Consider the following 25,270-nt stretch of genomic DNA (forward strand, 5'->3'; position numbering starts at 1 on the left):
CCTGGCAATCAGACCTACCTGAGCAACCCGGCCACATCACGAGTTCAACCTCAGTAATGCAGGGCGGCCGCGAGTGCCTCGGCCAGGGTCACGGGCGGGCGGCCGATCAGGCGGCGCAAGTCGCCAGAGTCGGTGTACATCTCGCCGCGCTTCATACCGCGGTCAGCGTCAGCGAGGACCTCCGCCAGCTCGGAGGGTAGGCCCGCGGCGTCCAGTACCTGGGTGAAGTCGGCCACCGGGAGGTCAGCGTAGGTAACCTGCTTTCCGGCCGCAGCGGAGATCGCGGCGGCGAGCTCAGTCAGGGTGAAGGATCCGTCGCCGCCGAGCTCGTACACGGCGCCGGTGTGGCCTTCAGTGGTGAGGACGACCGCTGCGGCCTCGGCGTAGTCGGCGCGGGACGCGGCGCTGATCCGCCCCTCGCCTGCGGCGCCGACGACCGCGCCGTTCTGCAGGATCTGTGGCAGTTGGCTGGTGTAGTTCTCCAAGTACCAGCCGTTGCGCAGCAGCACGCTGGGGATTCCGCGGTCCCGCAGATACGCCTCGGTCTCGCTGTGCGTGGCACCGATGACGGTGGTGGCCGTGTCCGCGTGCGTCGTGCTCGTGTACGCCACTAGCGACACGCCTGCGGATGCCGCGGCGTCGATCACGCGGCGGTGGTTGGCGACCCGCTCGCCCACGGGGACCGAGGCCGAGATCAGCAGCAGCCTGTCCGCCCCCGCGAATGCCTCGGCCAGGCCGTCCGTGTCCGCGAAGTCGGCGCGGCGTACCGTGATGCCTCGGTCGGCCAAATCCTTGATCCCGGCGATGTCCCGGCCGGTCGCGATGATGTCCGCGGCCGGGATCCCACGCCGCAGCAGTGCCTCGACGGTGAGCCTGCCCAGCTGGCCGGTGGCTCCAGTGACGACGATCGGCATGATGGTCATTCCTTCCTTCCGCGCGTGCCTCGCACGCCTGCCGCGGTCCGTCCGCCGCGGGATGGAACACAGAATGACCTGAACACTCTCTGTTGGGGAGTAGCCACTTCTTGGTACGGTACTTACCGCAGCGAAAGCATTGAGGTGAGCCGTATGGCTGCTGTCGAGAATGCGACCGGGCCCATGCCGTCATTCGATCCGTACGAGCGCGGCTGCCCGTCGCGGGACCTGCTCGACCAGATCGGCAGCAAGTGGGCGGTCCTCGTGCTGGGCGAACTCGGCCGGAACGGGACCTCCCGGTTCGGTCATCTCCGGCAGGCGCTGGCGGGCGTGAGCGAGAAGATGCTCACCCAGACGCTGCGCACCCTCGAACGCGACGGGCTGGTCAGCCGGACCGTCTACCCAGAGGTGCCGCCGCACGTGGAGTATGAGCTGACCGCGCTCGGCCAGACGCTACGGGAACCGCTGAAGGCGCTCACGGAGTGGTCCGTGCTGCACATCGAAGAAGTCATCACCGCCCGCGAAGAGTACGACGACCGCACTGAGCGCACCAGGTAATCAGCGGCGGCCAGCGGTCTGGTCATAGACGGCCGCCTCGCCGAGACCGGCCCGACAATCAGACCCGCCTAAGCCACCCGGCGACATCACGAGTTCAACCACAGTAACGAGCCTGGATGACGTCGAGTCCGAACAGGCGGCGGTGGTTTCCCTGGCGAACCGATGGGTTCTGACGTAGACGAGCGGTGGCGGCCGGTGGCGCGCGAAGCGCCGTGTCCGGGCGTCGAGAAGGGCAAGCCGGAGCGCCACGAGGGCGGGGCGTGTCCCGGAGCCGGATCCGAAAAACCGGCAGACAGAAGGAGAGCCCGGCGACCGTGGAAGTCGCCGGGCTCTCCTGTAGCCGTCGTCAGAGCCCCGACGCGGGGGCGGGGAGATTACTCCTGCCACCACTCCGCGTCGTCGTCGGCCTTCTCCGCCTTGGCGGGAGCGGGAGCGGGAGCCGGGGCGGGCTTGTCGTTGCCGTTGGCGGCGGCGATGGCCGGCTTCGGCGGGGCCGCGGTGACCGCGGGCTCCGGCTCGGTGGCCGGGAGCGGGGCGCCGCCGAGCAGCTGGCGCAGCTGCGCGAGGTGGCTGGTGATGCTGTCGCGCTGACGGGTCAGCTCGTCGACCTGGCGCTGGGCCACGGAGCGGCTCCGCTCAGCCTCGGCCTTGGCCTCGGAGACGATCGACTCGGCGCTCGTCTTGGCCTCGGAGACGATCTGGTCGGCGTTCTTGCGGGCGTTGGCCAGCAACTGCTTGGCGTGGGTGTCGGCCTCGCGGCGGGTCTGCTCGGCCTGCTGGGTGGCCTTGGTGGCCCGCTGCTCGGCGGTGGCCGCACGCTGCTCGGCCTCGGCGACCAGCTTCTGGGTGGCGGCCTGCGCGGTGGCGTGGCGCTCGGCCTCCTGGCGCTCGGCCTCCTCGCGGCGGGCGGCGAGCTGGATCTCGAACTCGGCCTCGTCCTGGGCCCGCTTGGCCTCGGACTCCTCCAGGACGCGCTGGGCCTGGGCCCGCATCTCGTCGGCCTGACGCTTGGCGGTGGTGAGGACCTCGTCGCGCTCGCGCTTGGTGGAGGCGCGCAGCTGGGCGACCTCGCGCTCGGTGGTGGTGCGCAGCTTGGCGATCTCGCGCTCGGCGTCGGCGCGCTTCTCGGCGACCTCGTGGTCGGCGGTGGCCCGCAGCTTGGCGACCTCGCGCTCGGTGGTCGAGGTGAGCTCGTCGGCCTCGCGGCGGGCGGTCGAGCGGATCTCCTCGGCCTCGCGCTCGGCGGTGCTGCGCATGTCGTCGGCCTCGCGGGTGGCGAGGGCCCGCTTCTCGGCCGCCTCGTTCTCGGCGGCGGCGCGCAGGTCGGCGGCCTCCACCTTGGCGGCGGCCTTGATCTCGTTGGCCTCGGAACGGGCGGCCTGGACGAGCTCGGTGGCCTGCTCCTCGGCGAGGCGGAGCAGCTGCTCGATGCGGGCGCCGAGACCGGAGTAGGTCGGGCGCTCCTGCTCCTGCAGCTGGCGCTGGGAGTCGGAAAGATCCCGCTGCAGGCCGGTGACCTGCTCGCGAGCCTGACGGAGCTCCGCGTCGAGCTGCTTGAGATGATCGTGAACCTGGTGCCGGTCATAGCCGCGAAGCACCACGTCGAATTCCCGAGCGGGGGCGTCCTCAAAGAAGTTGTTGAGCTGGGCGTCGATGTCGGACTGCATGGAGGCTCGATCCTGGGTTGGCGAGACGGCTACACGGGCCGGACGAGGGTTGTCGGTATCCAGGCGGGAGCCGCGACGAGGATCCACGTCCGGTGATAGGCCAGCGTACTCCGCTGTTGCCTCCTTGGCGGCCCCCTCCGACTATGTGCGTGACTTGTTACGCATGAACCTTTCTTGTATTTGACACGTCTAAGCCCGCCTTTCCGGGGCCTGGACGAGCTCGGTGAGCATCCCGCCCACGTCCTTGGGATGCAGGAAGGCGATGGAGGAGCCCATCGAGCCGTGGCGCGGCTTCTCGTCCAGGAGGCGGATCCCCCTGCCGCCGATCTCCTGCAGGGCCTGGGTGACGTCCGGCACGCCGAAGGCCACGTGGTGCACGCCCTCGCCGCGCTTGGCGAGGAACTTCCCGACGGGCGTGTCGGGGCCCAGCGGTTCCAGCAGCTGGATGTAGGACCCGCCGCCCTCGCCGTCGGCGATGTGCAGCATGGCCTCCTTGACCCCCTGCTCCTCGTTGACCTCGCGGGCGACCACGGTCAGCTCGAAGGTCCGCTCGAAGAAAGCGATCTTCTCTTCGAGGTCGTGACACGCGATTCCCACATGGTCGATGCGCATGAACATAGGGCCAACCTCCATGGCGGACGCTCAGGTACTCATGGGTATGGTGGCAAAGTCATCCCACTTCCTGCCAGGGAGGCCCCTCCATGTCTGGTTCCGTCATCGTCGCCGGAGCTCGCACCCCCATCGGCCGGCTTCTCGGCTCGTTGTCCAGTCTGACGGCCGCCGACCTCGGCGGCATCGCCATCAAGGCGGCGCTGGAGCGCGCGGGCGTCGCCCCCGAGGCCGTGCAGTACGTGATCATGGGGCAGGTGCTCCAGGCCGGAGCGGGTCAGATCCCCTCGCGGCAGGCGGCGGTCAAGGCCGGCATCCCGATGACCGTGCCGTCGCTGACGATCAACAAGGTCTGCCTGTCGGGCCTGGACGCGATCGCTCTCGCCGACCAGCTCATCCGGGCCGGTGAGTTCGACATCGTCGTCGCGGGCGGCATGGAGTCCATGTCGAACGCCCCGCACCTGCTGCCCGGCCTGCGCACCGGCGTGAAGTACGGCAGCGCGGGCATCGTCGACTCGATGGCCCACGACGGCCTCACCGACGCCTACGACCAGGTGTCCATGGGCGAGTCCACCGAGCGGCACAACGCTCGCCTGGGCTGGAGCCGCGAGGAGCAGGACGAGTTCTCCGCCCGCTCCCACCAGCTCGCCGCCGCGGCGATCAAGAACGGCATCCTCGACGAGATCGTCCCGGTCCCGATCCCGCAGCGCAAGGGCGACCCTGTGGTCGTCTCCGCCGACGAGGGGGTGCGGGCCGACACCACCGCCGAGGCCCTGAGCCGGCTGCGCCCCGCCTTCAGCAAGGAGGGCACCATCACCGCCGGCTCCGCCTCCCAGATCTCCGACGGCGCCTGCGCGGTGGTCGTGATGTCCAAGGCCAAGGCCGAGGAGCTGGGCCTGGAGTGGCTGGCCGAGATCGGCGCCCACGGCAACGTGGCCGGGCCCGACAACTCGCTGCAGTCCCAGCCGGCCAACGCCATCAAGCACGCCCTGGGCAAGCAGGGGCTCTCGGTCGACGACCTCGACCTGCTGGAGATCAACGAGGCGTTCGCCCAGGTCGTCCTGCAGTCGGCCAAGGACCTAGGCGTCTCCCTCGACAAGGTCAACGTCAACGGCGGCGGCATCGCCGTCGGCCACCCGATCGGCGCCTCCGGCGCCCGCATCGTGCTCGCCCTGGCCTACGAGCTCAAGCGCCGCGGCGGCGGGACCGGCGCGGCCGGTCTGTGCGGGGGCGGCGGCCAGGGCGACGCGCTGATCATCCGCGTCCCCTCGGCGTGACCTTCCTGAGCCCGCCCGGCCCCGCCCGCCGTACGGCGGGCGGGGCCGCGGGCCGTGATCGGGAGGTCGTGATCGAGAGGATGGGAGCGGCATGGATCTGGACGCCCTGATCGCCGGGGCACGCGAGGGGCGGCCGCGGGCGGTGGCCCGGTTGATCTCCATGGTGGAGAACGGCTCGCCGCGGTTGCGGGAGATCACCGCGGCGCTCTGCGCCGACCGCCCGAACCGGGCCAGGATCATCGGGCTCACCGGCTCGCCGGGCGTGGGCAAGTCCACCTCGACCGGCGTGCTGGTCCAGGCCTTCCGCAAGCGCGGCTTGCGGGTCGGCGTGCTCGCGGTGGACCCGTCCTCGCCGTTCACCGGCGGGGCGCTGCTGGGCGACCGGGTGCGCATGCAGGACCACGCCACCGACCCGGAGGTCTTCATCCGGTCGATGGCCAGCCGTGGTCACCTGGGCGGCCTGTCGTGGGCCACGCCGCAGGCGCTGCGCGTGCTGGAGGCCGCCGGGTGCGAGGTCATCCTCGTGGAGACCGTGGGGGTCGGCCAGGCGGAGGTGGAGATCGCCTCCATGGCCGACAGCACCATCGTGCTGCTGGCTCCGGGCATGGGCGACGGCGTCCAGGCGGCCAAGGCGGGCATCCTGGAGATCGCCGACGTGTTCGTGGTGAACAAGGCCGACCGCGACGGCGCCCAGGCCGCGATCCGCGAGCTCCGCAACATGATCGCCCTGGTCGAGAGGGACTGGAAGCCGCCGATCGTGCCGACGGTGGCCTACCGGGGCGAGGGCGGCGAGGACGTGGTCGAGGCCCTGGACGAGCATCTGGCCCATCTGCAGGAGTCGGGCGAGCTGGAGCGGCGCAGGCAGGCCAGGGCCCGGGACGAGATCGAGGCCATCGCCCTGGCGGCGCTGCGTTCCCGCTTCGCCGACCTCCACGGCGACCAGCGCCTGGACGCGCTCGCGACGCGCGTGCGGGAGTCCGGCCTGGACCCGTACACGGCGGCCGACGAACTGCTGGCCGCCCTCGGCTGACCGGTCCCGGATCCCGCGGGATCCGGGACCGGGACCGGAGGGCTCAGGGCTCGTCGGCGAACTTCACGCTGACCTTGTCGAAGCCGAGCGTGGTCAGCATGCCCTGCAGCATCATCTTGGTGTTCTGGTCGGCGCGGTTGCGCAGGTCGCTGGCCAGGGCGGCCTCGCCGATCTTCTTCTCGGCCAGTACGTACAGCTCCTGCTGGTCGCCCGGGGACGACGACAGGAAGTCGGAGACCCGGTCGAACAGGCCGCGCTCCTGGGAGTAGACGTAGGAGCGCTTGTTGTCGAGGTTGGTCTTCTCCAGCTGGGCGCGCGGGAGCCGTACCGTGACCGAGGTGCGGTCGGGGGAGACGGTCAGCGCGTCCTTGGTCAGGCCGCTGAAGTCGACGTAGGCGTCGACGCTCCCGGCCCCGACGAAGAGGGTCCGGGTGCCTTTGACGGCGTCGGGCAGGAAGTCGGCGTCCTTCTCGAGGTCCACGATGACCTGGAAGTTGCCGGTGGCCGCCTCGAAGCGGCTGAGGTTGTGGATGGACTGCAGCAGCACGGGCTGACTGCGGTCGACCGTGGTCTCGCCGAAGGGGTTCAGCCACGACCAGGTGAGCCGGGCCCCCACGACCAGGACGATAACGATCACGAGGAACCCGGCCAGGAAGCGCCAGCGGCGCCGGCGAGGGGCCGCAGGGGCCTCGGGGGGTGCTTCCACGTCAGCTTTCACAAGGGTCTCCTTCCCGGGGCGACCGCCTTCTCACCTCACCCCGGAGCGGGACCCCTGTGCCGATCTTGTCAGTTCCCCGGCACTCCTCGGTCCACCATCCCGCCCGGGGCCGCGGCGCCCTCCGGGATCCCGCGCTCCGGACGCCGGCCGGCCTCCGGCGGACGCGAGGGCTCCATCTGGATCGCCTGGGCCGCGTGGCCGCCGAAGTGCGCGCTGCGCAGGCGGCACGCGGCGAAGTCGGAGTAGTGCATCCGCAGCCAGCCGCGCCGCTGCACCTCGGTCAGGCCGGAGAACCACGCCGCGGCGTACTGGTGCTCGGAGAGCGGGCCGCCGGGCAGCGGCTCGCCGCGCAGCCAGGCGACCACGATGTCGCGGTAGCCGTCGGCCACGCGGTTCTCACAGGCGCCGGCGAGGTTCTCCACGAACTCGTCGGCCGCCCGGTCGGCGAACCCGGCGGCCAGATCGTCCACATGGACCGGGACCGCGCCCGGCGCGAGGGCGGCGTCGTCGTGCCGGGGCCGCTGCTCGACCCGGGAGAACTCGCCCGGGGTCCCCGCCAGCCGAGAGGCGATCTTGGTGAAGGCGGAGCCGAGCTCGTCCAGGCCGGTGCGCATGCCCGGGTGCACGCAGACCATGATCGGCCACTCCTGGCAGCTGTAGACCACCCGCTCCGCCGCGACGGGCCGCGGCTCGGTGAGCAGCCGGGTGACGCCCGCCCCGGCGGCCAGGACCGCCAGCAGCGCCGCGGCCAGCACGAGCGCCTGGCGGGTGACGACCGCGGCCCAGCCCAGCAGCAGCGCGGCGCTGACCCCGAGCAGCCACAGCGTCTGGTCGGTGAAGGCCGCCGAGCTCAGGCCCTGGAAGATGTCGTACGGCTCCCGTGTGGCGGGCACCAGCCGGTCGGTCCACGTCGATCCGCCGGCGAGCCAGGTGAACAGCCCGTAGCAGCCGAGCCCGGCCAGCACCGGAGTGATCGTCCACGGGATCAGCCAGCCGGTGATCCATCCGATGGTGACGTACAGCGCCAGCCCGGCCACGCTCATGACCAGGCCGCTGGGCAGCAGCCGCCCCGCCTGCTCGGTGAGGATCGTCCTGACCGCCAGGACCAGCACGGTCGCGGTGAAGGAACCGGTGACCACGACCAGGATCGCCAGCGGCGCGCGCACCGCCTGCCAGGCGGTCAGCGAGCGGTTGCCGTTCCCGCGCCGCCTGCGGACCGCCACCCAGGCGGCGAAGGCCGCGGCGACCGGCCCGGTGAGCCGGAGCGAGCCGATGAGCGCGACGATGATGTTCTCCCACGCGCTGACACCGGGAATGAGGACGCTCCACGCCGCGGCCACGCCCAGCACGAGCAGGACGGCGACCGCCACCAGTGCGCTCTGCTGGAGTTCCTCGCGTGAAACGCCCCTGTGCTCACGCACCGTGGAGCGTGGGCCGGACCCACGCCGCGTCGATCTGGCCGACGGCCGAGCCACGATCGGTATGGCGTCCGAACGCCTTCGTAATGTCGTTCATCAAGCACCCCCCGTGCCGTGAATGTGCGGAGCCGGCCCTCCGGGCGTCCGGCCCGGCCCGCTTCCCCCGCAGGCCGGGCTGAGCCCGCGCCACTTGGCCGCGGCCTCACCATTCGATGTGGGAACCATAACTGAGTGTGACGTTTGATGCCCTGCTTCTTGGCGAAGCCATCGATCCGATTGCCGTACGTATGTGGATGGACCGGGATGAGGCCGCGCTACGGTAGCCCTGTGGCTACCGGTCAGCTGAACTTGCCGTTCGACCCCATCGAACGCGCCGCGGACACGTGGCGTGCTCGCTTCGGGCCGTCGTCGGCCATGGCCGCGGTCACCTCGATCATGAGAGCGCACCAGATCCTGTTGTCGCAACTGGACACGCTACTGAAACCGCATGACTTGACCTTTGCCAGGTACGAGGCACTGGTTTTGCTGACCTTCAGCAAGACGGGAGCGTTGCCGCTCTCCAAGATCGGCGAGCGGCTGATGGTGCACCCGACGAGCGTCACCAACACCGTCGACCGGCTGGAGCGTGCCGGGCTGGTGCGCCGGATGCGCAACCCCAAGGACGGCCGCGGGGTGCTGGCGGAGATCACCGACGGCGGCCGGGAGGTCGTGGACCGGGCGACCGAGGCGCTGATGGGCGCCGGATTCGCGATGACGATGTACGGCGAGGACGAACTGCGGCAGATGTTCGGCCTGCTCAGGACGCTCCGGGTGGCGGCAGGGGACTTCGAGGGCTGAAACCGGGCAGGGAACTGCCCGCGGCGACCTCTGGCGAAGAATTACTAGGACGTCCTAGTATTTTTCCGAGGCCACAAGCCGGACGAAGGGGTGGGCGATGAACGCCGAGGAGATCAAGGCGGGGCGGGCACGCTGGCAGGCGCGGTTCGACAAGGCAGCCAAGCGCGATTCCGAGTTCCGGACGCTCTCCGGCCTGGAGGTGGAACCGGTCTACGGTCCCTCCGGGGACGACCCGCGCTTCGAGCGCATCGGCTGGCCGGGTGAGTACCCCTTCACCCGGGGCCTGCACCCCACCGGCTACCGGGGCAAGGCCTGGACCATCCGGCAGTTCGCCGGGTTCGGCAACGCCCGCCAGACCAACGAGCGCTACAAGATGATCCTGGCCGCCGGCGGCGGCGGGCTGAGCGTGGCCTTCGACATGCCGACCCTGATGGGCCGCGACTCCGACGACCCGCGTTCCCTCGGCGAGGTCGGGCACTGCGGGGTGGCGATCGACTCCGCGCTGGACATGGACCTGCTGTTCGACGGCATCCCGCTGGGCGACATCACGACCTCCATGACGATCAGCGGCCCGGCCGTTCCGATCTTCTGCATGTACGTCGTGGCCGCCGAGCGCCAGGGGGTGCCGGTCGGCCGGCTCAACGGCACGCTCCAGACCGACATCTTCAAGGAGTACATCGCGCAGAAGGAGTGGCTGTTCGCCCCCGAGCCGCACCTGCGGCTGATCGGCGACCTGATGGAGTTCTGCGCCGCCGAGATCCCCGCCTACAAGCCGCTCAGCGTCTCCGGCTACCACATCCGCGAGGCGGGCTCCACGGCCGCGCAGGAGCTGGCCTTCACCCTGGCCGACGGGTTCGGGTACGTCGAGCTGGGCCTGTCCCGCGGCCTCGACGTCGACGTCTTCGCCCCCGGGCTGTCATTCTTCTTCGACGCGCACATCGACTTCTTCGAGGAGATCGCCAAGTTCCGCGCGGCCCGGCGGATCTGGGCCCGGTGGATGCGCGAGGTCTACGGGGCCAAGACCGACAAGGCCCAGTGGCTGCGCTTCCACACCCAGACGGCCGGGGTCTCGCTCACCGCGCAGCAGCCGTACAACAACGTGGTCCGCACCGCGATCGAGGCGCTGGCGGCCGTGCTGGGCGGGACCAATTCGCTGCACACCAACGCCCTGGACGAGGTCCTCGCGCTGCCCACGCAGAAGGCCGCCGAGATCGCGCTGCGCACCCAGCAGGTGATCATGGAGGAGACCGAGGTCGTCAACGTCGCCGACCCGCTCGGCGGATCCTGGTACGTCGAGGCCCTCACCGACCGCATCGAGGCGGAGGCCGAGGCGATCTTCGCAAAGATCCGGGACATGGGCTCCGACGGCTCGATGACCTCCGGCATCCTGCGCGGCATCGAGGACGGCTGGTTCATGTCCGAGATCGCCGAGGCCGCCTTCGACTACCAGCGCAAGCTGGAGAAGGGCGAGAAGAAGATCGTCGGGGTGAACTGCCACACGGCCTCCGCCGAGGAGCCCCTGGAGATCCTGCGGGTGAGCCACGAGGTCGAGCGCGAGCAGAACCGCGTCCTGGCCGACCGCCGCACGGCCCGCGACCAGGCGGCCGTGGACGCCTCCCTGGCCGCGATGGTCCAGGTCGCCAGGGGCGAGGGCAACCTGATCCCCACCATGCTCGACGCGGTGCGCGCCGAGGCCACCCTGGGCGAGATCTGCGACGCCCTCCGCGACGTGTGGGGTGTCTACACCGAACCCGCGCGCTTCTGATTGCGACGCTGACGCGTCGCAATCGGACACAGCGCGGCCATGGGCAGAGATGCGGCAGGATTGAGTCATGAGCCCAGCGGACTTCACTCGACCCGGATCGCTTTACGGTGCCGTGGATCTCGGCGCGCGCAAGCAGGCGCTGGACGCGCAGGCGCGGCGGGAGGCCGCGGCGCAGGAGAGCGGGGGCGTTCCGGCGCCGGTCATCGATGTCGACGACGCGAGCTTCGCGACCGAGGTCGTCGAACGCTCCATGAACAGCCTGGTGCTGCTGGAACTCACCGTCACCCGTGCCGAGCAGGCCAGGCAGTACAGCCTCCTGCTGGAGAAGCTGGCCGCGGAGAACGCGGGCCGATGGACGCTGGCGCGGGTGGACGTCGAGACCAGCCAGCAGATCGCCCAGGTCCTGCGGGTGCAGAACGTGCCCGCGCTCTACGCCATCTTCCAGGGCCAGCCGGTGGCGGTGGTCCCCGGGATCGCCACCGAGGCGCAGCTGCGGGACTGGCTGTCGCAGCTCCTGGAGGCCCTGGCGCAGTACCTCCCGCCGGCCGGCGAGGCGCCCGGCGCCGGGCCGCAGGAGCCCCCGGCCGACCCGGAGATCATCGAGGCCGAGCGCGCCATCGACGCCGGTGACCTCGACGCGGCCACGGCGGCCTACGAGCGGCTGCTGACCCGTTCCCCGAACAACGCCGACGCCAAGCTGGGCCTGGCCGGGCTCGGGCTGATCCGGCGGACCCAGGACGTCGATCCGGCCGAGCTGGAGCGCCGCCTGGGCGATCCGGCGGACATCGACGCCCAGCTTCTGGCCGCGGACTTCGAGCTGCTCTCCGGCGACGTCGACGCCGCCTTCGACCGGCTCGTCGCGGTCGTGCGCCGGACCGCGGGCGACGACCGCAACAAGGCGAGGGTGCACCTGCTCGGCCTGTTCGACACCCTTCCGGCGGAAGACCCGTCCGTCGCCAGGGCGCGCAGGAACCTGGCCTCCGCGCTGTTCTGAGCCGCGGGGGATTCCCCGATCCGGACGGCCGGAAAAGTCGTACGGACACCCTCGCGCGGGCATAAACGGAGCATGCGGGTCGTCACCATCTCCGCGACGTACGGCACCGCCGGAAGCGTGATCGGCCCGGCGGTGGCCGATCGCCTGGGCGTGCCGTTCGTGGACCGGGCCATCCCCGGCGCGGTGGCCGAAGAGCTCGGCTGCACGCTGGAGGAGGCCCTCGCCCACGACGACCGTTCCGAGCACGGGCTCGGCTGGCTGCTGTCGGGGGCCGTACGGCTCCCGACGGCCACGTTCGGCGGTGTGGACGTCTATCTGCCGGGGGCGATGCCTCCGCCCCCGGAGGACTTCGTCTCCCACACCGAGGCGGTGATCAGGAAGGTCGCCGCGGAGCAGGGCGGTGTGATCCTCGGCCGGGCCGGGGCGCTGGTCCTGGCCGCCCATCCGGGGGCGCTGCACGTACGGCTGGACGCCCCGCAGCGGCGGCGGATCCTGCAGACGGCCGCCCTGGCCGGGGTGAGCGAGCGTGAGGCGCGCAGGCTGGTGGAGGACAACGACCGGGCGCGCACGGCCTACGTCCGCCACTTCTACCGTGCCGATCCGGCTTCTCCGGAGCTGTACCACCTGGTCCTGGACAGCACGACCATCCCGGTGAGCACCTGTGTGGAGCTGATCGTGACCGCTTCGACGGCTCTGGGCTGACCACCCCGGCGCGCGCACCACCGGGGGAGTGGCACGATGGAGGGACCCCGAACCAGGTCAGTCGCAAAGGAGCGGATTGGCTGTGGCCACAGTCCCTAGCGTGTCGTACTCCATCACCGTGCGCCTGGAGGTGCCGGCGGGAGGCAAGGCGGTCAGCCAGCTCACCCACGCCGTAGAGTCCGCCGGGGGTGTGGTCACCGCTCTCGACGTGACCACCGCCGGTCACGAGACCCTGCGCATCGACGTCACCTGCGCCGCGCGCGACACCGACCACGCCCAGGCCATCGTCGACAAGCTCGACGTCGTCGAGGGCGTCGTCATCCACAAGGTGTCCGACCGGACCTTCCTCATGCACCTCGGCGGCAAGATCGAGATGAAGTCGAAGGTGCCGCTGCGCAACCGTGACGAGCTCTCCATGGCCTACACGCCCGGCGTCGCCCGGGTCTCCATGGCGATCGCCCGCAATCCCGAGGACGCCCGCCGTCTGACGATCAAGCGCAACAGCGTCGCCGTGGTCACCGACGGCTCGGCCGTGCTCGGCCTGGGCAACATCGGCCCGTCCGCCGCGCTGCCCGTCATGGAGGGCAAGGCCGCCCTCTTCAAGAGGTTCGCCGACATCGACGCCTGGCCGATCTGCCTGGACACCCAGGACGTCGACAAAATCGTGGAGATCGTCCGTTGCATCGCCCCGGGTTTCGGCGGCATCAACCTGGAGGACATCTCGGCGCCGCGCTGTTTCGAGGTGGAGCGCAGGCTGCGCGAGCTGCTGGACATCCCCGTCTTCCACGACGACCAGCACGGCACCGCGATCTGCGTGCTCGCCGCGCTGACCAACGCGCTGCGGGTGGTCGGCAAGGAGCTGTCGGGGGTGCGCATCACCCTGGCCGGCGCGGGCGCGGCGGGTACGGCCGTGCTGCGCCTGCTGCTCGCCGCCGGCGCGCGCAACGTGATCGTCTGCGACTATCTGGGCGCCGTGCACCGGGGGCGCGACGACCTGGACGACTCGCTCCGGTGGATCGCCGACCACACCAACGTCGAGGGCTACTCCGGCGACCTGCGCGGCGCGGTCAAGGGCGCCGACGTGTTCATCGGGGTCTCCGCACCCGGCATCCTCAACGGCGACGACATCGCCACGATGGCCGAGAACGCCGTGGTCTTCGCGCTGGCCAACCCGGAGCCCGAGGTCTCGCCCGACGACGCCCGCGAGCACGCCGCCGTGGTCGCCACGGGCCGGTCGGACTACCCCAACCAGATCAACAACGTCCTGGCCTTCCCCGGGGTCTTCCGCGGCCTGCTCGACGCCCAGGCGAGCGTGGTCAACCAGGAGATGCTGCTGGCCGCCGCCCGCGCGCTGGCCGCCGTGGTGACCGACGAGGAGCTCGGCCCGAACTACATCATCCCCAGCGTGTTCCACCCCGACGTGGCGGGCGCCGTCGCGGCGGCCGTACGCGAGTCCGCCGGGGGCCGGGCGCGCACCGGCATGACCGAGGCGTAGCCGTACCGGCCGTTTGGTGCGGGATTTCGTGTGAAAAAGGTGGCATAACGCGGAAGTTCGATGTGTGAGATGGGGGGTGGGGCGGCGAAACGCGGGCCGCACCCTTCATGATGGAGGAATGGCGGAGGCGATCTATGTCGGCGGTCTGCTGGTGGCGACCCCGAAGCTCGACGACCCCAACTTCCGGCGCAGTGTGATCCTGATCCTGGAGCATGACATCGAGGGGGGAACCCTCGGGGTGGTGCTCAACCGGCCGAGCGACATCTCGGTGACCCAGGTGCTCCCCACCTGGGACTCTCTCGTCACCGGCCCGCCCGTGCTGTTCCAGGGCGGGCCCGTCCAGACCGACAGCGCCCTGGCGCTGGCCGCCGTGCCGAGCGGTCAGGAGCCGCTGGGCTGGCGGCGCCTGCACACGGGCACCGCCGCGGTGTCCCGGCTCGGCACCGTCGACCTCGACGCCCCGCCGGAGATCCTGGCCGGTGAGATCGCCCAGATGCGGATCTTCGCCGGCTACGCGGGATGGACCGCGGGCCAGCTGGAGGCCGAGATCGGCGAGGGGGCCTGGTACGTGGTGGACGCCGAGGCCGGCGACACCTTCCACGACGACCCCGGCACCCTGTGGCGCGCCGTGCTCCGCCGCCAGCCCGGCGAACTGGCCTACGTGGCGACCTGCCCCGACGACCCCTCCATGAACTGACCGCCTAGTGCTGTGACCGGAAACGATCACCGGGTTGGCGCGTAGGACGCTCCTGCCAGTTGGATGGTGCTGATCACGTTCGATCGGCACTCGGGAGGCCAGGTGACGCACCGGTCAAGGTCCGCAGGCTGCACAACTGCAGGACGTCCATCACGGCAATGAGATGTGCTGGATCTCGCCTCTACGTTTTGCCCGCTTGGTCATTCCGGAGTGGGGAGATCGGTTTGTGGGCCGAGCGGGGGGTCGTTGGCCAGGTCGAATGCGGCGGCGAGGATGGTGAGGACCTGAATCATGGCCTGAGGTGCCAACTCGTACGCGCCGCGCCGCCGCTGCGTGATCAGTTTGGCGCTCTGCAGCGCGCGCAGGTGGTGATAGAGCTGGCCACTCGTGGTCTGCTCACCGTCTCCGCCGAGGGACCCTTGGAGGTCGGTGGTGGTGCACCGGCCCTGTCGTACGAGCGCGGCGAGCAGCGCCAACCGAGGCTGGCTGCCCAGGGACTCCAGGATGTCGGCCACCGGTGCCCAATCCGCCGACAGCAACTCGGCGAGAGAATGCTGCCTGTCCCAGAGACTCTCGCCGCCGGCCAGCCGTGCGGCTCCGACGTAGCCCACCGTCCCGAGCTTGTCCTCCTCCTTCGCCTGGCGAAGCATGCTGGTGGCTGCAGTGGTGAGGGCCGGCGACTCCAGAGGGCGTCGCGGCGGGCCAAGGGTGTCGACCCGGCCCTCCAGGTGAGCGATCCGGCGCTCGAGTTCGGCGAATCTGTCCTCGCTCATCACACTCTCCTACGCTTCTCCATATTTACGAAATAACGTAGATAGCTGACGTGGGCATGGCAAGGCCTTGGCGAGAAGGTGCTCCGGTCCGTTGCCCATATGCCGGATCAAGCCGCCGGGGCTCAGCTAGTGCTGTGACCGGAAACGATCACTGAGTCAGGTAACAGGTTTCAGGCTGCGGGAGTCAGGGGCGGCCGCCCCAGCGGACGCCTTTCTCGCTTCGGACGCGGGCGCGTTCGCGGCGTTGGGCGGCCAGTACGTCGGGGTGGCGGGCGTGGGTGTTGCGCCAGCGCAGGTAGGCGTGCAGGGCCCGGCTCTGGACGGTGTGGTTGGGATGGTCGGAGTTGGCCAAGGTGAACTGGCGTAAGGGTCCGAAGTGGGCCTCGATCGGATTGGCCCAGGAGGCGTAGGCCGGCGTGAACAGCAGCATGACCTTGTGTTTCTTGCCCCAGGTGCGGATGCGCCGGTTCTTGTGCGCCGACAGGTTGTCTCCGATCACGTAGATCGGGGCGCCGTCCGGCCGGGCGGCGCGCATCGACTTCAGGGCGGCCCAGGTGCGGTCGCTGCCCTTGCGCCGGTGGTTGACGCCCCACAGCAGGTCATCGCCGACGGAGTAGCAGCCGTGGAAGTACCTCACGCCATGGGTGCGGTGATAGGTGGCCGGCAGCCGGTCGGGCTCGCCTTGCGGGGCCCAGCCCGAGCCGGCGGTGGGCCGGACGCCGAGCGGCCCGAACTCACCCGGAGGCGAAGGTGCGCTCGGGCCGCTGGGTCAGGGCGTACTCGATCGTATCCAGCTTGGTGTCGAAGTCCGGGTCGGGTGAGTCTTTCCAGGTCTCGGTGGGCTGGAAGGTGATGCCGTGCCGGGCCGGCAGGGTGCACAGCGCCTCCCGGCCCAGGGTGAGGCTGCGGCCAGGCAGGCAGTGCAGGTAGGCGAGAAGTCTGCGGATGGACCAGCGGGTGAAGGGCTGGCCGAGCTTGGCAGGTCGGGTGGTGGCCGTCGCCGCGACGAAGTCTTCGTCGTCAGGACTCAGCAGGCGGGGACGGCCTCCCGCCCACTGAGGGTCCAGGCAGGCCAGCCCAATCTCGTTGAAGCGGTGAATCACATCGCGCACGGTGTCTTCATCGGCCTGCACCAGGCGCGCGATGACCGGCACGGTGTTGCCGCCCGCCGATAGCGCACCGTGCTCATCGTGCCGTGCCGCACGATGCGCTGCAGCTTCTGTCCTTCTTGGTCCGTGAGCCCGCGGACCTTGACCGGTTGCGTCACCTGGCCTCCCGAGTGCCGATCGAACGTGATCAGCACCATCCAACTGGCAGGAGCGTCCTACGCGCCAACCCGGTGATCGTTTCCGGTCACAGCACTAGGGACCCGCGAGGGGGCGCCGGTGAACCAACCGAGGAACGCCCGCAGCGAAGCGAGGACGTGACGAGGGCGGGAGCCGGATCGAGGAGCCCCCGAGCCTGCGACGCGCAGCGTCGCCATCAAACACAGCGTCGCCATCAAACACGGTCCCAGCCGGGGCGCAGCGATCGTTCCGCCAGGGCGAGGATCTGTTCCAGTCGTTCGGCGAAGGCCGGCAGGTCCTCGACGGTGCGGGGGTGGCAGGACTCGAAGCCGACGCGCGCCACGCTGGTGAACAGCGAGACGACGAAGTGGGGGAGCAGGTCGTCGGGGGAGCAGCCCTCCCGGCGGGCGATCTCGGCGATCAGCCGCCGCTCGTTCTCCATCATCCGGCTGACGCTCCCGGCGAAGAGCGCGGGGGTGCTCTCGATCAGCTCGCGGGCCTTGAGGAACCTCCTGGTCTCGGTCTGGTCTCCGTTCTGCAGCTCGGCGACGACCGCGCGCATGGCGTGGCCCAGGGCGACGAAGGGCGGCTCCTCGGCGGGACGGGCGGCCAGTTCCCTCAGCATCACCTCCTGCCCGTCGACGGGGAGGGAGAGCGCGACGTCCTCCTTGGTCGCGAAGTAGCGGAAGAACGTGCGTGGCGAGACCTCGACGGCGGCCGCGATCTGGTCGACGGTGGTGGCCTCGTAGCCCTGAGCCAGGAACAGGTCGAGGGCGGCGTCGATCAGTGCCAGCCGTGTCTTCTCCTTCTTGCGCTCACGCAGCCCCGGCTGGCTCATGACTGTCACCTCCTCGCAACGTAGAGTTCACAGTCTGCCATAAGTCATTTTGTGCCTCATGAAATGATTTGTCATCTGTCAGTGGCTGCCATAAATTACCTCGATGACGTCCCAACATGGGATGTATCCGCAGCTACAGAGGGGGACTCTTCCATGGCACAGGCCAAGACGGTGGCGCCGCCACCGGACGGGGGCGCGGCATCCAGGCAGGGCCATCCCTGGCTCACTCTGCTGGCGGTCTCGCTCGGCGTGATGATGGTGATGCTCGACGGCACGGTCGTGGCCATCGCCAACCCGGTGATCGGCGCCGACCTCAAGGCGTCCCTCGCCGGCCTGCAGTGGGTGACCAGCGGCTACCTGCTGGCGCTCGCCGTGTTCCTGATCACCGCCGGCAAGCTCGGTGACCTGTTCGGCCACAAGAGGGTCTTCGTCGTCGGCATCGCCGGGTTCGCGCTCACCTCGCTCGCGATCGGCCTGAGCGACTCCATCGGCATGCTGATCGCCTTCCGCGTGCTCCAGGGCCTGTTCGGCGCGTTGCTGCAGCCCGCCGCCCTCGCCCTGCTCCGCGCGGCCTTCCCGGCCGAGAAGCTCAACATGGCGATCGGCGTCTGGGGCGCCACGATCGGCCTGTCCAGCGCGGCCGGCCCCCTCCTCGGCGGTCTGCTGGTGGACGAGAAGACCGGCGACTGGCAGTCGGTGTTCTTCATCAACGTCCCGGTCGGCATCGTCGCGCTGATCGTCGCCCTCCTCGTCATCAAGGAGAGCAGGGCCGAGTCGCTGTCCAAGGTCGACTGGCTCGGCGTGGTGCTGCTGTCGGGCGCGATGTTCTGCCTGGTCTGGGCGATCATCAAGGCTCCGGAGTACGGCTGGGGCGACGCCAAGACGCTCGCCTTCCTGGCCGGGACCCTGCTGCTCGGCGCGGCGTTCGTCTGGTGGCAGGGCAGGGCGGCCGAGCCGCTGGTCCCGCTCAGCCTGTTCGGCAGCCTGTCGGTCTCGGTCGGCACCGTGCTGATGGTGCTGACCGCGTTCTCGATGTTCGGCGCGATGTTCTTCCTCACCTTCTACTTCCAGGGCGTGCACAACCTCTCGCCGCTGGAGGCGGGCGTCCGGATGCTCCCGATGAGCGCGGGCATGATCGTCGCCTCGCCGCTCGCGGGCGCCGCCATCAGCAGGTTCGGCCCGAAGATCCCGATCGTGGCGGGCATGCTGATCACCTCCGTGGCGATGTTCCTGCTGTCCCGGCTGGGACTGGAGGACGGCTACGCGGCCAGCGCGGTCCCGTTCGTGCTGCTGGCCTTCGGCCTCTCGCCGGTCATGGTCGGCGCCACCGAGATCATCGTGGGCAACGCCCCCGAGGAGCTCAGCGGCGTCGCGGGCGGCATGCAGCAGTCGGCCATGCAGGTCGGCGGCTCGCTGGGCACCGCGGTGCTCGGCGCGATCGTGGCCGGCAAGGTGAGCGACGTGCTGCCCGGCTACTGGAGCGCGACCGGGCTCCCGGCGCCGTCCCCGGCGCAGATGGAGGGGCTCGCGCAGGCCGCCTCCTTCGCCGAGGCACCCGTCCAGCCCGGCACGCCCGAGGCGGTGGCCCAGGCCATCACCGGTGTGGTGAACTCCTCCTTCCTGGACGGCATGCACCTCGGCTTCCAGGTCAGCACGGGCGTCGCGGTGCTCGCCGCGCTGCTCGCGCTGGTCGTCAAGGCCGGCCGCAAGACCGAGGGCGCCCCCGTCCACATGGGCTGACCCTCCGGCGTCCCCGCCGTCCCCTGGCGCCCTCTCGCGGACGCCGGGACGGCGCGGGCATAAAATCGACAGGGTGAGCACGAAGATCCTTCCAGAGAGCGACGTCAGGCCGGACCTGTCGCACGGTGACGGCGACCACGAGCGGTTCGCGCACTACGTCGAGAAGAACAAGATCATGGAGAGCGCGCTCAGCGGCATCCCGGTGCGCGCGCTCTGCGGCAAGGTCTGGGTGCCGAACCGGGATCCGCAGAAGTTCCCGGTCTGCCCCGAGTGCAAGGAGATCTACGAAGGGCTTCCCAAGGGCGACGACGGCGACAATCAGTGAGTGTTGCTCACCGGTGATCGCGCCCCGTGCGGCTACGGTCGAGATGTCGCTGAAAGGCGGCATCCGGCCAGGCCGGATGGCTTATCGGGGGAGTCATGTTTTCGCGCGCGATCGCCGTCGCTTCGGCGTGCCTGCTGACGGCGGGTCTCGCCCCGGTGAGCACCGGCCCGCCGGTCCATGTGGCCGCCGGTTCAGCACCCCTGGCGACCACTGAGTTCCCGGCCCGGCTCTCCGCCTCTCCGGCGTCCCTCGTCCCGGCGCTTTTGCAGCCCGGCCCGGCGCGCCAGGAGGCGGATCCGTGCGCGGCCGCCGCCCGGGTCGTGAACCCGCGGTCCCCGGGACGCGACGCCGAGCCGTACGCCCCCGGGCGGGCGCAGGTCGCCGAGATGATCGCCGACCTGGAGGCGCGCCGCCCGCGGGCGGCCAGGCTCACCGGGGAGCCGGTCACCGTCCCGACCTGGGTGCACGTGATCACCGACGGGCCCCGGGGCGCGCCCGACAACGCGGTGCACGACCAGATGGCCGTGCTCAACGACGCCTACGCCGGCCGGCTCGGCGGGTCCGACACCGGCATCCGGTTCCGGCTCGACGGCCTGACCAGGACCGACAGCCCGGCCTGGTTCCACGACCCGCTCTCCTACGAGCGGTCGATCAAGCGCATGCGCAGGGGCGGCGCGGAGACGCTCAACCTCTACATCGCCCAGCTGGGCCGGATGGTGCTCGGCTACTCCACCTACCCGCACTGGTACGCCGACGAGCCCCAGCTCGACGGCGTGGTCGTCGACTGGCGCAGCCTGCCCGGCGGGTCGCTGCGCGACTTCGACCGGGGGTTCACCGGAGTCCACGAGATCGGCCACTGGCTCGGGCTGCTGCACACCTTCGAGAACGGCTGCCGGGAGCCGGGGGACGCGATCGCCGACACACCCCCCGAGGCGCATCCCACCGACGGCTGCCCGGAGGGCAAGGACACCTGCCCGCAGGAGGGCACGGACCCGGTGCACAACTTCATGGACTACTCCCACGACGCCTGCATGTCGGAGTTCACCGCAGGCCAGGCGGTCCGGATGCGAGAGGCCTGGGCCGCGTACCGCGAGGCGGGAACGGACATTACTCTTGACAGGTGACAGCACCGAAGACGATTGACGCTCCATACCAACCCCCTCGGATCTTCGGCCCGGAATACCGGACGGCATCGCTCGGGATCCTGCTCGTCGTCACGTTGATCGCCTTCGAGGGCATGTCCATCGGCGCGATCATGCCCGCGGCCTCCGCCGAGCTCAACGCGCTCAACCTGTACGGCATGAGCTTCTCGGCGTTCCTGATCGCCGGACTGTTCGCCAACGTGGCCGCCGGGCTCTGGTCCGACCGGCGGGGGCACCCGACACCGTTCCTGGTCGGCGTGGCCCTGTTCGTGGTGGGCATGTTCCTGGCGGGCGCCGCCTCCTCCAAGGAGGTGTTCATCGTCGCCCGCGCCGTGCAGGGGCTGGGCGGCGGGTTCGCCGTCGTCGCGATCTACGTCATGATCGCGCGGGTCTACGCCCCCGCCGCCAGGCCCAAGATCTTCGCCGGACTCTCGGCGGCCTGGGTGCTGCCCGCCCTGGTGGGTCCCGGCATCGGCGGGTTCGTCGCCCAGACGGTCGGCTGGCGCTGGGTCTTCTACGGGATCATCCCGCTGGTCATCCCCGCCCTGGTGATGCTGCTGCCCGCGCTGCGCGGCGGCGGCGGCCCGGGCCGTGAAGGGGCGCCCGCCCCCGCCACCGGGCCCCGCTCCAGGCCGCTGCCGATGACCCTGGCCGCGCTGGGGACGGCCGTCGGCGCCGGGGTGCTGCTCTACGGGGCCGACCAGCTGCACAGCGCCCCGGTGCGGGGCGGCGTCCTGTCCGCGGCGGGTCTGCTCGCCCTGGCCGTCGGGCTGCCCCGCCTGCTGCCGCGCAGGGCGCTCAGGTTCGGCCGCGGGCTGCCCACCACGGTGATGATGCGCGGCGTCCTGTCCGCGGCCTTCTTCGGGGTCAACTCCTTCATCCCGCTGGTGCTCCAGAAGGAGTTCGGCTTCACCCTCACCGAGGCCGGGATCGCCCTCACCGTCGGCGCCATCGGCTGGAGCAGCGGCTCCTACCTGCAGGCCCACCGCGAATGGGACCGGCCCAAGCTGGTGCGGTTCGGCGCGGCCGCGGTCACCGGGGGCATCCTGCTGACCGCGCTCGCCATGGTCCCCGGGCTGACCGGCTGGATCATGGCCCCCGCCTGGATACTCGCCGGACTGGGCATGGGCGTCGGCATGTCCAGCGTGAGCCTCACCACGATGCGCCAGTCGCCCGACGCCGAGCAGGGCGCGAACTCCGCGGCCCTGCAGGTCGTCGACACCCTGGGCAGCTCGCTGACCATCGGCTTCGGCGGCGTGCTGGTCAACCTGATCGGCCACGACGACATCGGCACCGGTTTCCTGTCGATCGTCGCCATGACCGCGGCGATCGGGGCGCTCGGCGTGGTCGTCGCCGGGCGCATGCGCGACACCGCCTGATCCGCCGTGCCATACCGGTGATCACCTATGGCCGGACCGCCGGCCGGGAGGCATGGTAGGACGGGAGAGCCGCGTTCACCGGGAGGAGGGCCGCGTGGACGAACCGCCCCACCGGATGCGACCGCCACAGGAGCCCCCGCAGCGGCCCCGCCGCCCCCGCCGGGCGCGGCCGTACGGCCCGGTGACGCCGGCGGACGCCTCCGCCGAGGGCGCGGAGGACCCGGCGGCCCGGGCGGGTGGTCCGGCGCTTCAGCGGGGCGGCTCCGCGGAGGGTGCGGAGAGACCGGCGGCCCGGAGGGGTGGTTTCGCTGAGAGCGCGGAGGATCCCGCGCTCTGGAGAGGCGGCTCCGAGGCGGACGAGATCACGGGGCCGGGAGAGCGGACCCGGGCGCGGCCTTTCCCGAGGCCGGGGTGGAGCCCGGTGCGGCCGGGGCCCGCCCGCTCGCCCGAGGCCCTCGGCGAGCCGGAGGAGGACCTGCCCCCCTCGGCCCGCCTGTACGGCGCGCCCGTCGCGCCGCCCCGGCACGGGATCCCGCGACGCCTGCACCGCCCCCTCATCGGCCTGCTCGTCCTGGTGATCTGCGCCGGAGCGGTCGCCGCAGTCGCCTTCCTGGTGGTGCGCTCCCCGTCCTCCGCCGAACCCGTCCGGGTGACCGACCGGGCCGCGGGCGCCGGCTACCCGCTGCCCGCCGGGTGGAGCAGGGCGGCCTCGCCCCCGGTCACGGGCTTCACCTCGGCCGCCGGGGACGGCCGGACCGTGACGGTGCTGGCCGGGCCGGGTGAGCCGGTCACCGACGCGCGCAGGGCCGCGACCGAGCTCGCCGACCTGTACAGCAAGCTGCTGCTCCACGGCGACGAGGTGAAGGTCGAGGAGGACGAGGCGATCACCGTCGGCGGGTGGACCGGGCACAGCCGCGCCCTGCGGGCGCAGTACCGCGACGTGGTGAACCTCCCCGCCTACCTGCGGGTGGTGGTCCTCACCGGGCCCTCCGGGCCTCCGCTGGTGCTGCTCGCGGTGGCCAAGCCCGACGATCCGGGGGCCCGCGCCGCGATCGACGCGGTGGTCGCGGGCCTGCGACCGGCGTGACGGCGGCCCGCCGTACGGGCCCGCGGGCGTCCGCGACGGGGCACGGCGGGTGTGGACGTACGGGACCCGGGGTCCCATTAGCACGAGGAGATGACCTTGGCGAGGATCTCGGACGATCGGCACGTCTTGTCGGCGGCGGCGATTACTCTGGGGGAATTGTGAGTGAGCGAAGCGAGCGAGCCATCAGACACAGCAGCGCTGCGAGTGCCCCGATGACCCCCCGGGCGAGGAGGGGCGCATGAGCACTTCCGCCGCCTCCCACCTGTCGCCGTCATACCCCGACAGGGCCGCCTGGGGCACCGCGCCGAAGCTGCGCGCGTGGCAGCAGGAGGCCTTCGACCTCTACCTCAGGCGCGAGCCGCGTGACTTCCTGGCCGTGGCGACCCCCGGCGCGGGAAAGACCACCTTCGCGCTGCGGATCGCCAGCGACCTGCTGTCCCGGGGCATCGTCAGGGCTGTGACGATCGTCACTCCCACGGAGCACCTCAAGCGGCAGTGGGCGGAGGCCGCGGGCAGGGTCGGCATCGCGATCGACCCCGAGTTCAAGAACAGCCAGGGCGCGACCTCCCGTGACTACACCGGGGTGGCGGTGACCTACGCCCAGGTCTCGATGCACCCGGCCCTGCACCGCGCCCGCACGGAGGCGCGCAAGACGCTCGTCATCTTCGACGAGATCCACCACGCGGGCGACGCCAAGTCCTGGGGCGACGGAGTGCGCGAGGCCTTCGAGCCCGCCGCCCGTCGCCTGGCGCTGACCGGCACCCCCTTCCGCTCCGATGTGAACCCCATCCCGTTCGTCACCTACGCCGAGGACGGCGAGGGGGTGCGCAGGAGCGTCTCCGACTACTCCTACGGGTACGGCCCGGCGCTGGCCGACGGCGTCGTGCGGCCGGTCATCTTCCTCGCCTACGCGGGGGAGATGCGCTGGCGCACCCGCGCGGGCGACGAGATCGCCGCGACGCTCGGCACCCCGCTCACCAAGGACCAGCTCGGCCAGGCCTGGAAGGCCGCCCTCGACCCCAAGGGCGACTGGATCCGGCAGGTGCTCCACGCGGCCGACCGGCGGCTGACCGAGGTGCGCAGAGGCGTGCCCGACGCGGGCGGCCTGGTGATCGCCACCGACCACGAGACGGCCCGCGCCTACGCCCGGCACATCCGCACGATCACCGGCGAGGGGGCCACGGTCGTCCTGTCCGACGACCCCGAGGCGTCCAAGAAGATCAAGCAGTTCTCCGGGTCGCAGGACCGCTGGCTGGTCGCGGTCCGGATGGTCTCCGAGGGCGTCGACATCCCCCGCCTGGCCGTCGGCGTCTACGCCACGAGCACCTCGACCCCGCTGTTCTTCGCCCAGGCCGTCGGCCGTTTCGTCCGCGCCCGCAAGCGCGGCGAGACCGCCTCGGTGTTCCTGCCCTCGGTGCCGACCCTGATGGGCCTGGCCGGGGAGATGGAGGCCGAGCGCGACCACGTGCTCGACCGCAAGCTCCCCGAGGAGGGGCTCGACGACTTCCTCCTCGAGGACGCCAACCGCAAGAAGGACAACCCCGACGTCGTCGGCGACGAGCTGCCGTTCGAGACCCTGGAGGCGGTCGCCACCTTCGACCGGGTGCTCTTCGACGGCGGCGAGTTCGGCGCCGCCGCCGAGCCCGGGTCGCCGGAGGAGGAGGACTTCCTCGGCCTGCCCGGCCTGCTGGAGCCCGACCAGGTCCGCACCCTGCTGAGCAAGCGGCAGTCCGACCAGCTCAAGGCCAAGCGGAACAAGCCCGAGCCCAAGGAGCCCGAGCTCACCCCGCACGAAGTGATCGCGAACCTGCGCCGGGAGCTCAACGGCCTGGTCGGGGCGTGGAACCACCGCACGGGCCAGCCTCACGGCGTCATCCACGCCGAACTGCGCCGCGCCTGCGGCGGTCCGGCCATCGCCCAGGCCACCGCCGAGCAGATCCAGGAGCGGATCGACAAGATCCGCCACTGGGCCACCCAGAGATCGCGGTAGGAACCGGACCACCCGCCGGCTCCCGGAGA

Annotated in this window: 22 protein-coding genes and 1 pseudogene; 15 read left to right on the plus strand and 8 right to left on the minus strand. The window is 71.0% G+C overall.

The genetic code is table 11. The annotated features are described in order from the left end of the window. Positions 1–50 precede the first annotated feature (50 nt). On the minus strand, positions 51–923 hold the full coding sequence (locus tag Psi01_RS03555; RefSeq protein WP_239127018.1) for an SDR family oxidoreductase: 873 nt from the start codon (positions 921–923) through the stop codon (positions 51–53). Positions 924–1,067: 144 nt separating this feature from the next. Between Psi01_RS03555 and Psi01_RS03560 the strand changes: the two genes are divergently transcribed. Further along, positions 1,068–1,472 carry a winged helix-turn-helix transcriptional regulator gene (locus Psi01_RS03560; protein WP_068897377.1) on the plus strand — a complete coding sequence of 135 codons (405 nt, stop codon included), beginning with the start codon at positions 1,068–1,070 and terminating at the stop codon, positions 1,470–1,472. Positions 1,473–1,846: 374 nt separating this feature from the next. Here Psi01_RS03560 and Psi01_RS03565 read toward each other — a convergent pair whose 3' ends face one another. Both Psi01_RS03565 and mce read right to left on the minus strand, forming a co-directional pair. Beyond that, a complete protein-coding gene (locus Psi01_RS03565; protein ID WP_204062464.1) occupies positions 1,847–3,139 on the minus strand; it encodes a DivIVA domain-containing protein in 1,293 nt (430 codons plus the stop codon). Positions 3,140–3,328: 189 nt separating this feature from the next. Continuing rightward, the gene (gene mce / locus Psi01_RS03570; protein WP_204062465.1) at positions 3,329–3,757 is read right to left on the minus strand and encodes a methylmalonyl-CoA epimerase; all 429 of its coding nucleotides are present in this window, start codon (positions 3,755–3,757) and stop codon (positions 3,329–3,331) included. Positions 3,758–3,840: 83 nt separating this feature from the next. On the opposite strand from mce, the gene Psi01_RS03575 reads away from it, so the two are divergent. Both Psi01_RS03575 and meaB read left to right on the plus strand, forming a co-directional pair. After that, the gene (locus tag Psi01_RS03575) at positions 3,841–5,025 is read left to right on the plus strand and encodes an acetyl-CoA C-acetyltransferase (RefSeq protein ID WP_204062466.1); all 1,185 of its coding nucleotides are present in this window, start codon (positions 3,841–3,843) and stop codon (positions 5,023–5,025) included. A gap of 91 nt (positions 5,026–5,116) precedes the next feature. After that, the gene (gene meaB, locus Psi01_RS03580) at positions 5,117–6,055 is read left to right on the plus strand and encodes a methylmalonyl Co-A mutase-associated GTPase MeaB (RefSeq protein ID WP_204062467.1); all 939 of its coding nucleotides are present in this window, start codon (positions 5,117–5,119) and stop codon (positions 6,053–6,055) included. Between the two features lie 43 nt (positions 6,056–6,098). Here meaB and Psi01_RS03585 read toward each other — a convergent pair whose 3' ends face one another. Together Psi01_RS03585 and Psi01_RS03590 are read right to left on the minus strand one after the other, a co-directional pair. After that, positions 6,099–6,773, minus strand: a complete 675-nt coding sequence (locus Psi01_RS03585) for a DUF4230 domain-containing protein (RefSeq protein ID WP_204062468.1) — start codon at positions 6,771–6,773, stop codon at positions 6,099–6,101. 68 nt (positions 6,774–6,841) lie between these two features. Beyond that, positions 6,842–8,194, minus strand: a complete 1,353-nt coding sequence (locus tag Psi01_RS03590; protein WP_204062469.1) for a hypothetical protein — start codon at positions 8,192–8,194, stop codon at positions 6,842–6,844. Positions 8,195–8,494: 300 nt separating this feature from the next. Between Psi01_RS03590 and Psi01_RS03595 the strand changes: the two genes are divergently transcribed. The 6 genes from Psi01_RS03595 to Psi01_RS03620 all read left to right on the plus strand — a co-directional run bounded on the left by Psi01_RS03595 (position 8,495) and on the right by Psi01_RS03620 (position 14,681). Then, complete coding sequence (locus Psi01_RS03595; RefSeq protein ID WP_204062470.1) at positions 8,495–9,028, plus strand: MarR family winged helix-turn-helix transcriptional regulator; 534 nt, start codon at positions 8,495–8,497, stop codon at positions 9,026–9,028. 97 nt (positions 9,029–9,125) lie between these two features. After that, entirely contained in the window at positions 9,126–10,793 is a 1,668-nt protein-coding gene (gene icmA, locus Psi01_RS03600) for a coenzyme B12-dependent isobutyryl-CoA mutase large subunit (RefSeq protein ID WP_204062471.1), read from the plus strand. Between the two features lie 67 nt (positions 10,794–10,860). Next, on the plus strand, positions 10,861–11,787 hold the full coding sequence (locus Psi01_RS03605) for a tetratricopeptide repeat protein (RefSeq protein ID WP_204062472.1): 927 nt from the start codon (positions 10,861–10,863) through the stop codon (positions 11,785–11,787). A gap of 72 nt (positions 11,788–11,859) precedes the next feature. Then, complete coding sequence (locus Psi01_RS03610; RefSeq protein ID WP_204062473.1) at positions 11,860–12,489, plus strand: cytidylate kinase-like family protein; 630 nt, start codon at positions 11,860–11,862, stop codon at positions 12,487–12,489. An 82-nt stretch (positions 12,490–12,571) separates the two neighbouring features. Beyond that, positions 12,572–13,984, plus strand: coding sequence for an NAD-dependent malic enzyme (locus tag Psi01_RS03615; protein ID WP_203875622.1), 1,413 nt, complete (start codon positions 12,572–12,574; stop codon positions 13,982–13,984). Positions 13,985–14,102: 118 nt separating this feature from the next. Further along, positions 14,103–14,681 carry a YqgE/AlgH family protein gene (locus Psi01_RS03620; protein WP_204062474.1) on the plus strand — a complete coding sequence of 193 codons (579 nt, stop codon included), beginning with the start codon at positions 14,103–14,105 and terminating at the stop codon, positions 14,679–14,681. A 200-nt stretch (positions 14,682–14,881) separates the two neighbouring features. Here Psi01_RS03620 and Psi01_RS03625 read toward each other — a convergent pair whose 3' ends face one another. From Psi01_RS03625 to Psi01_RS03635, 3 genes and pseudogenes are all read right to left on the minus strand, one after another. Further along, on the minus strand, positions 14,882–15,454 hold the full coding sequence (locus Psi01_RS03625) for an ArsR/SmtB family transcription factor (RefSeq protein WP_204062475.1): 573 nt from the start codon (positions 15,452–15,454) through the stop codon (positions 14,882–14,884). Between the two features lie 184 nt (positions 15,455–15,638). Then, positions 15,639–16,721 (minus strand): annotated as a pseudogene (locus Psi01_RS44380) (IS630 family transposase). Positions 16,722–16,954: 233 nt separating this feature from the next. Then, a complete protein-coding gene (locus Psi01_RS03635; RefSeq protein ID WP_204062476.1) occupies positions 16,955–17,578 on the minus strand; it encodes a TetR family transcriptional regulator in 624 nt (207 codons plus the stop codon). Positions 17,579–17,731: 153 nt separating this feature from the next. Here Psi01_RS03635 and Psi01_RS03640 point away from each other — a divergent pair, with 153 nt between their 5' ends. The 6 genes from Psi01_RS03640 to Psi01_RS03665 all read left to right on the plus strand — a co-directional run bounded on the left by Psi01_RS03640 (position 17,732) and on the right by Psi01_RS03665 (position 25,241). Then, on the plus strand, positions 17,732–19,318 hold the full coding sequence (locus Psi01_RS03640; protein ID WP_204062477.1) for a DHA2 family efflux MFS transporter permease subunit: 1,587 nt from the start codon (positions 17,732–17,734) through the stop codon (positions 19,316–19,318). Between the two features lie 73 nt (positions 19,319–19,391). After that, positions 19,392–19,643 carry a DUF3039 domain-containing protein gene (locus Psi01_RS03645; protein WP_203875618.1) on the plus strand — a complete coding sequence of 84 codons (252 nt, stop codon included), beginning with the start codon at positions 19,392–19,394 and terminating at the stop codon, positions 19,641–19,643. A gap of 95 nt (positions 19,644–19,738) precedes the next feature. Continuing rightward, positions 19,739–20,767 carry a zinc metalloprotease gene (locus Psi01_RS03650; protein WP_204062478.1) on the plus strand — a complete coding sequence of 343 codons (1,029 nt, stop codon included), beginning with the start codon at positions 19,739–19,741 and terminating at the stop codon, positions 20,765–20,767. Then, on the plus strand, positions 20,764–22,164 hold the full coding sequence (locus tag Psi01_RS03655; RefSeq protein ID WP_204062479.1) for an MFS transporter: 1,401 nt from the start codon (positions 20,764–20,766) through the stop codon (positions 22,162–22,164). Before Psi01_RS03650 ends, Psi01_RS03655 begins: the two co-directional genes overlap by 4 nt. A 421-nt stretch (positions 22,165–22,585) precedes the next feature. Further along, on the plus strand, positions 22,586–23,251 hold the full coding sequence (locus Psi01_RS03660) for a hypothetical protein (protein ID WP_204062480.1): 666 nt from the start codon (positions 22,586–22,588) through the stop codon (positions 23,249–23,251). Positions 23,252–23,489: 238 nt separating this feature from the next. Continuing rightward, the gene (locus tag Psi01_RS03665) at positions 23,490–25,241 is read left to right on the plus strand and encodes a DEAD/DEAH box helicase (RefSeq protein WP_204062481.1); all 1,752 of its coding nucleotides are present in this window, start codon (positions 23,490–23,492) and stop codon (positions 25,239–25,241) included. Positions 25,242–25,270 lie beyond the last annotated feature (29 nt).

The sequence above is a fragment of the Paraplanobispora siamensis genome (genome assembly GCF_016863175.1).
Taxonomy (GTDB): Bacteria; Actinomycetota; Actinomycetes; order Streptosporangiales; family Streptosporangiaceae; genus Planobispora; species Planobispora siamensis.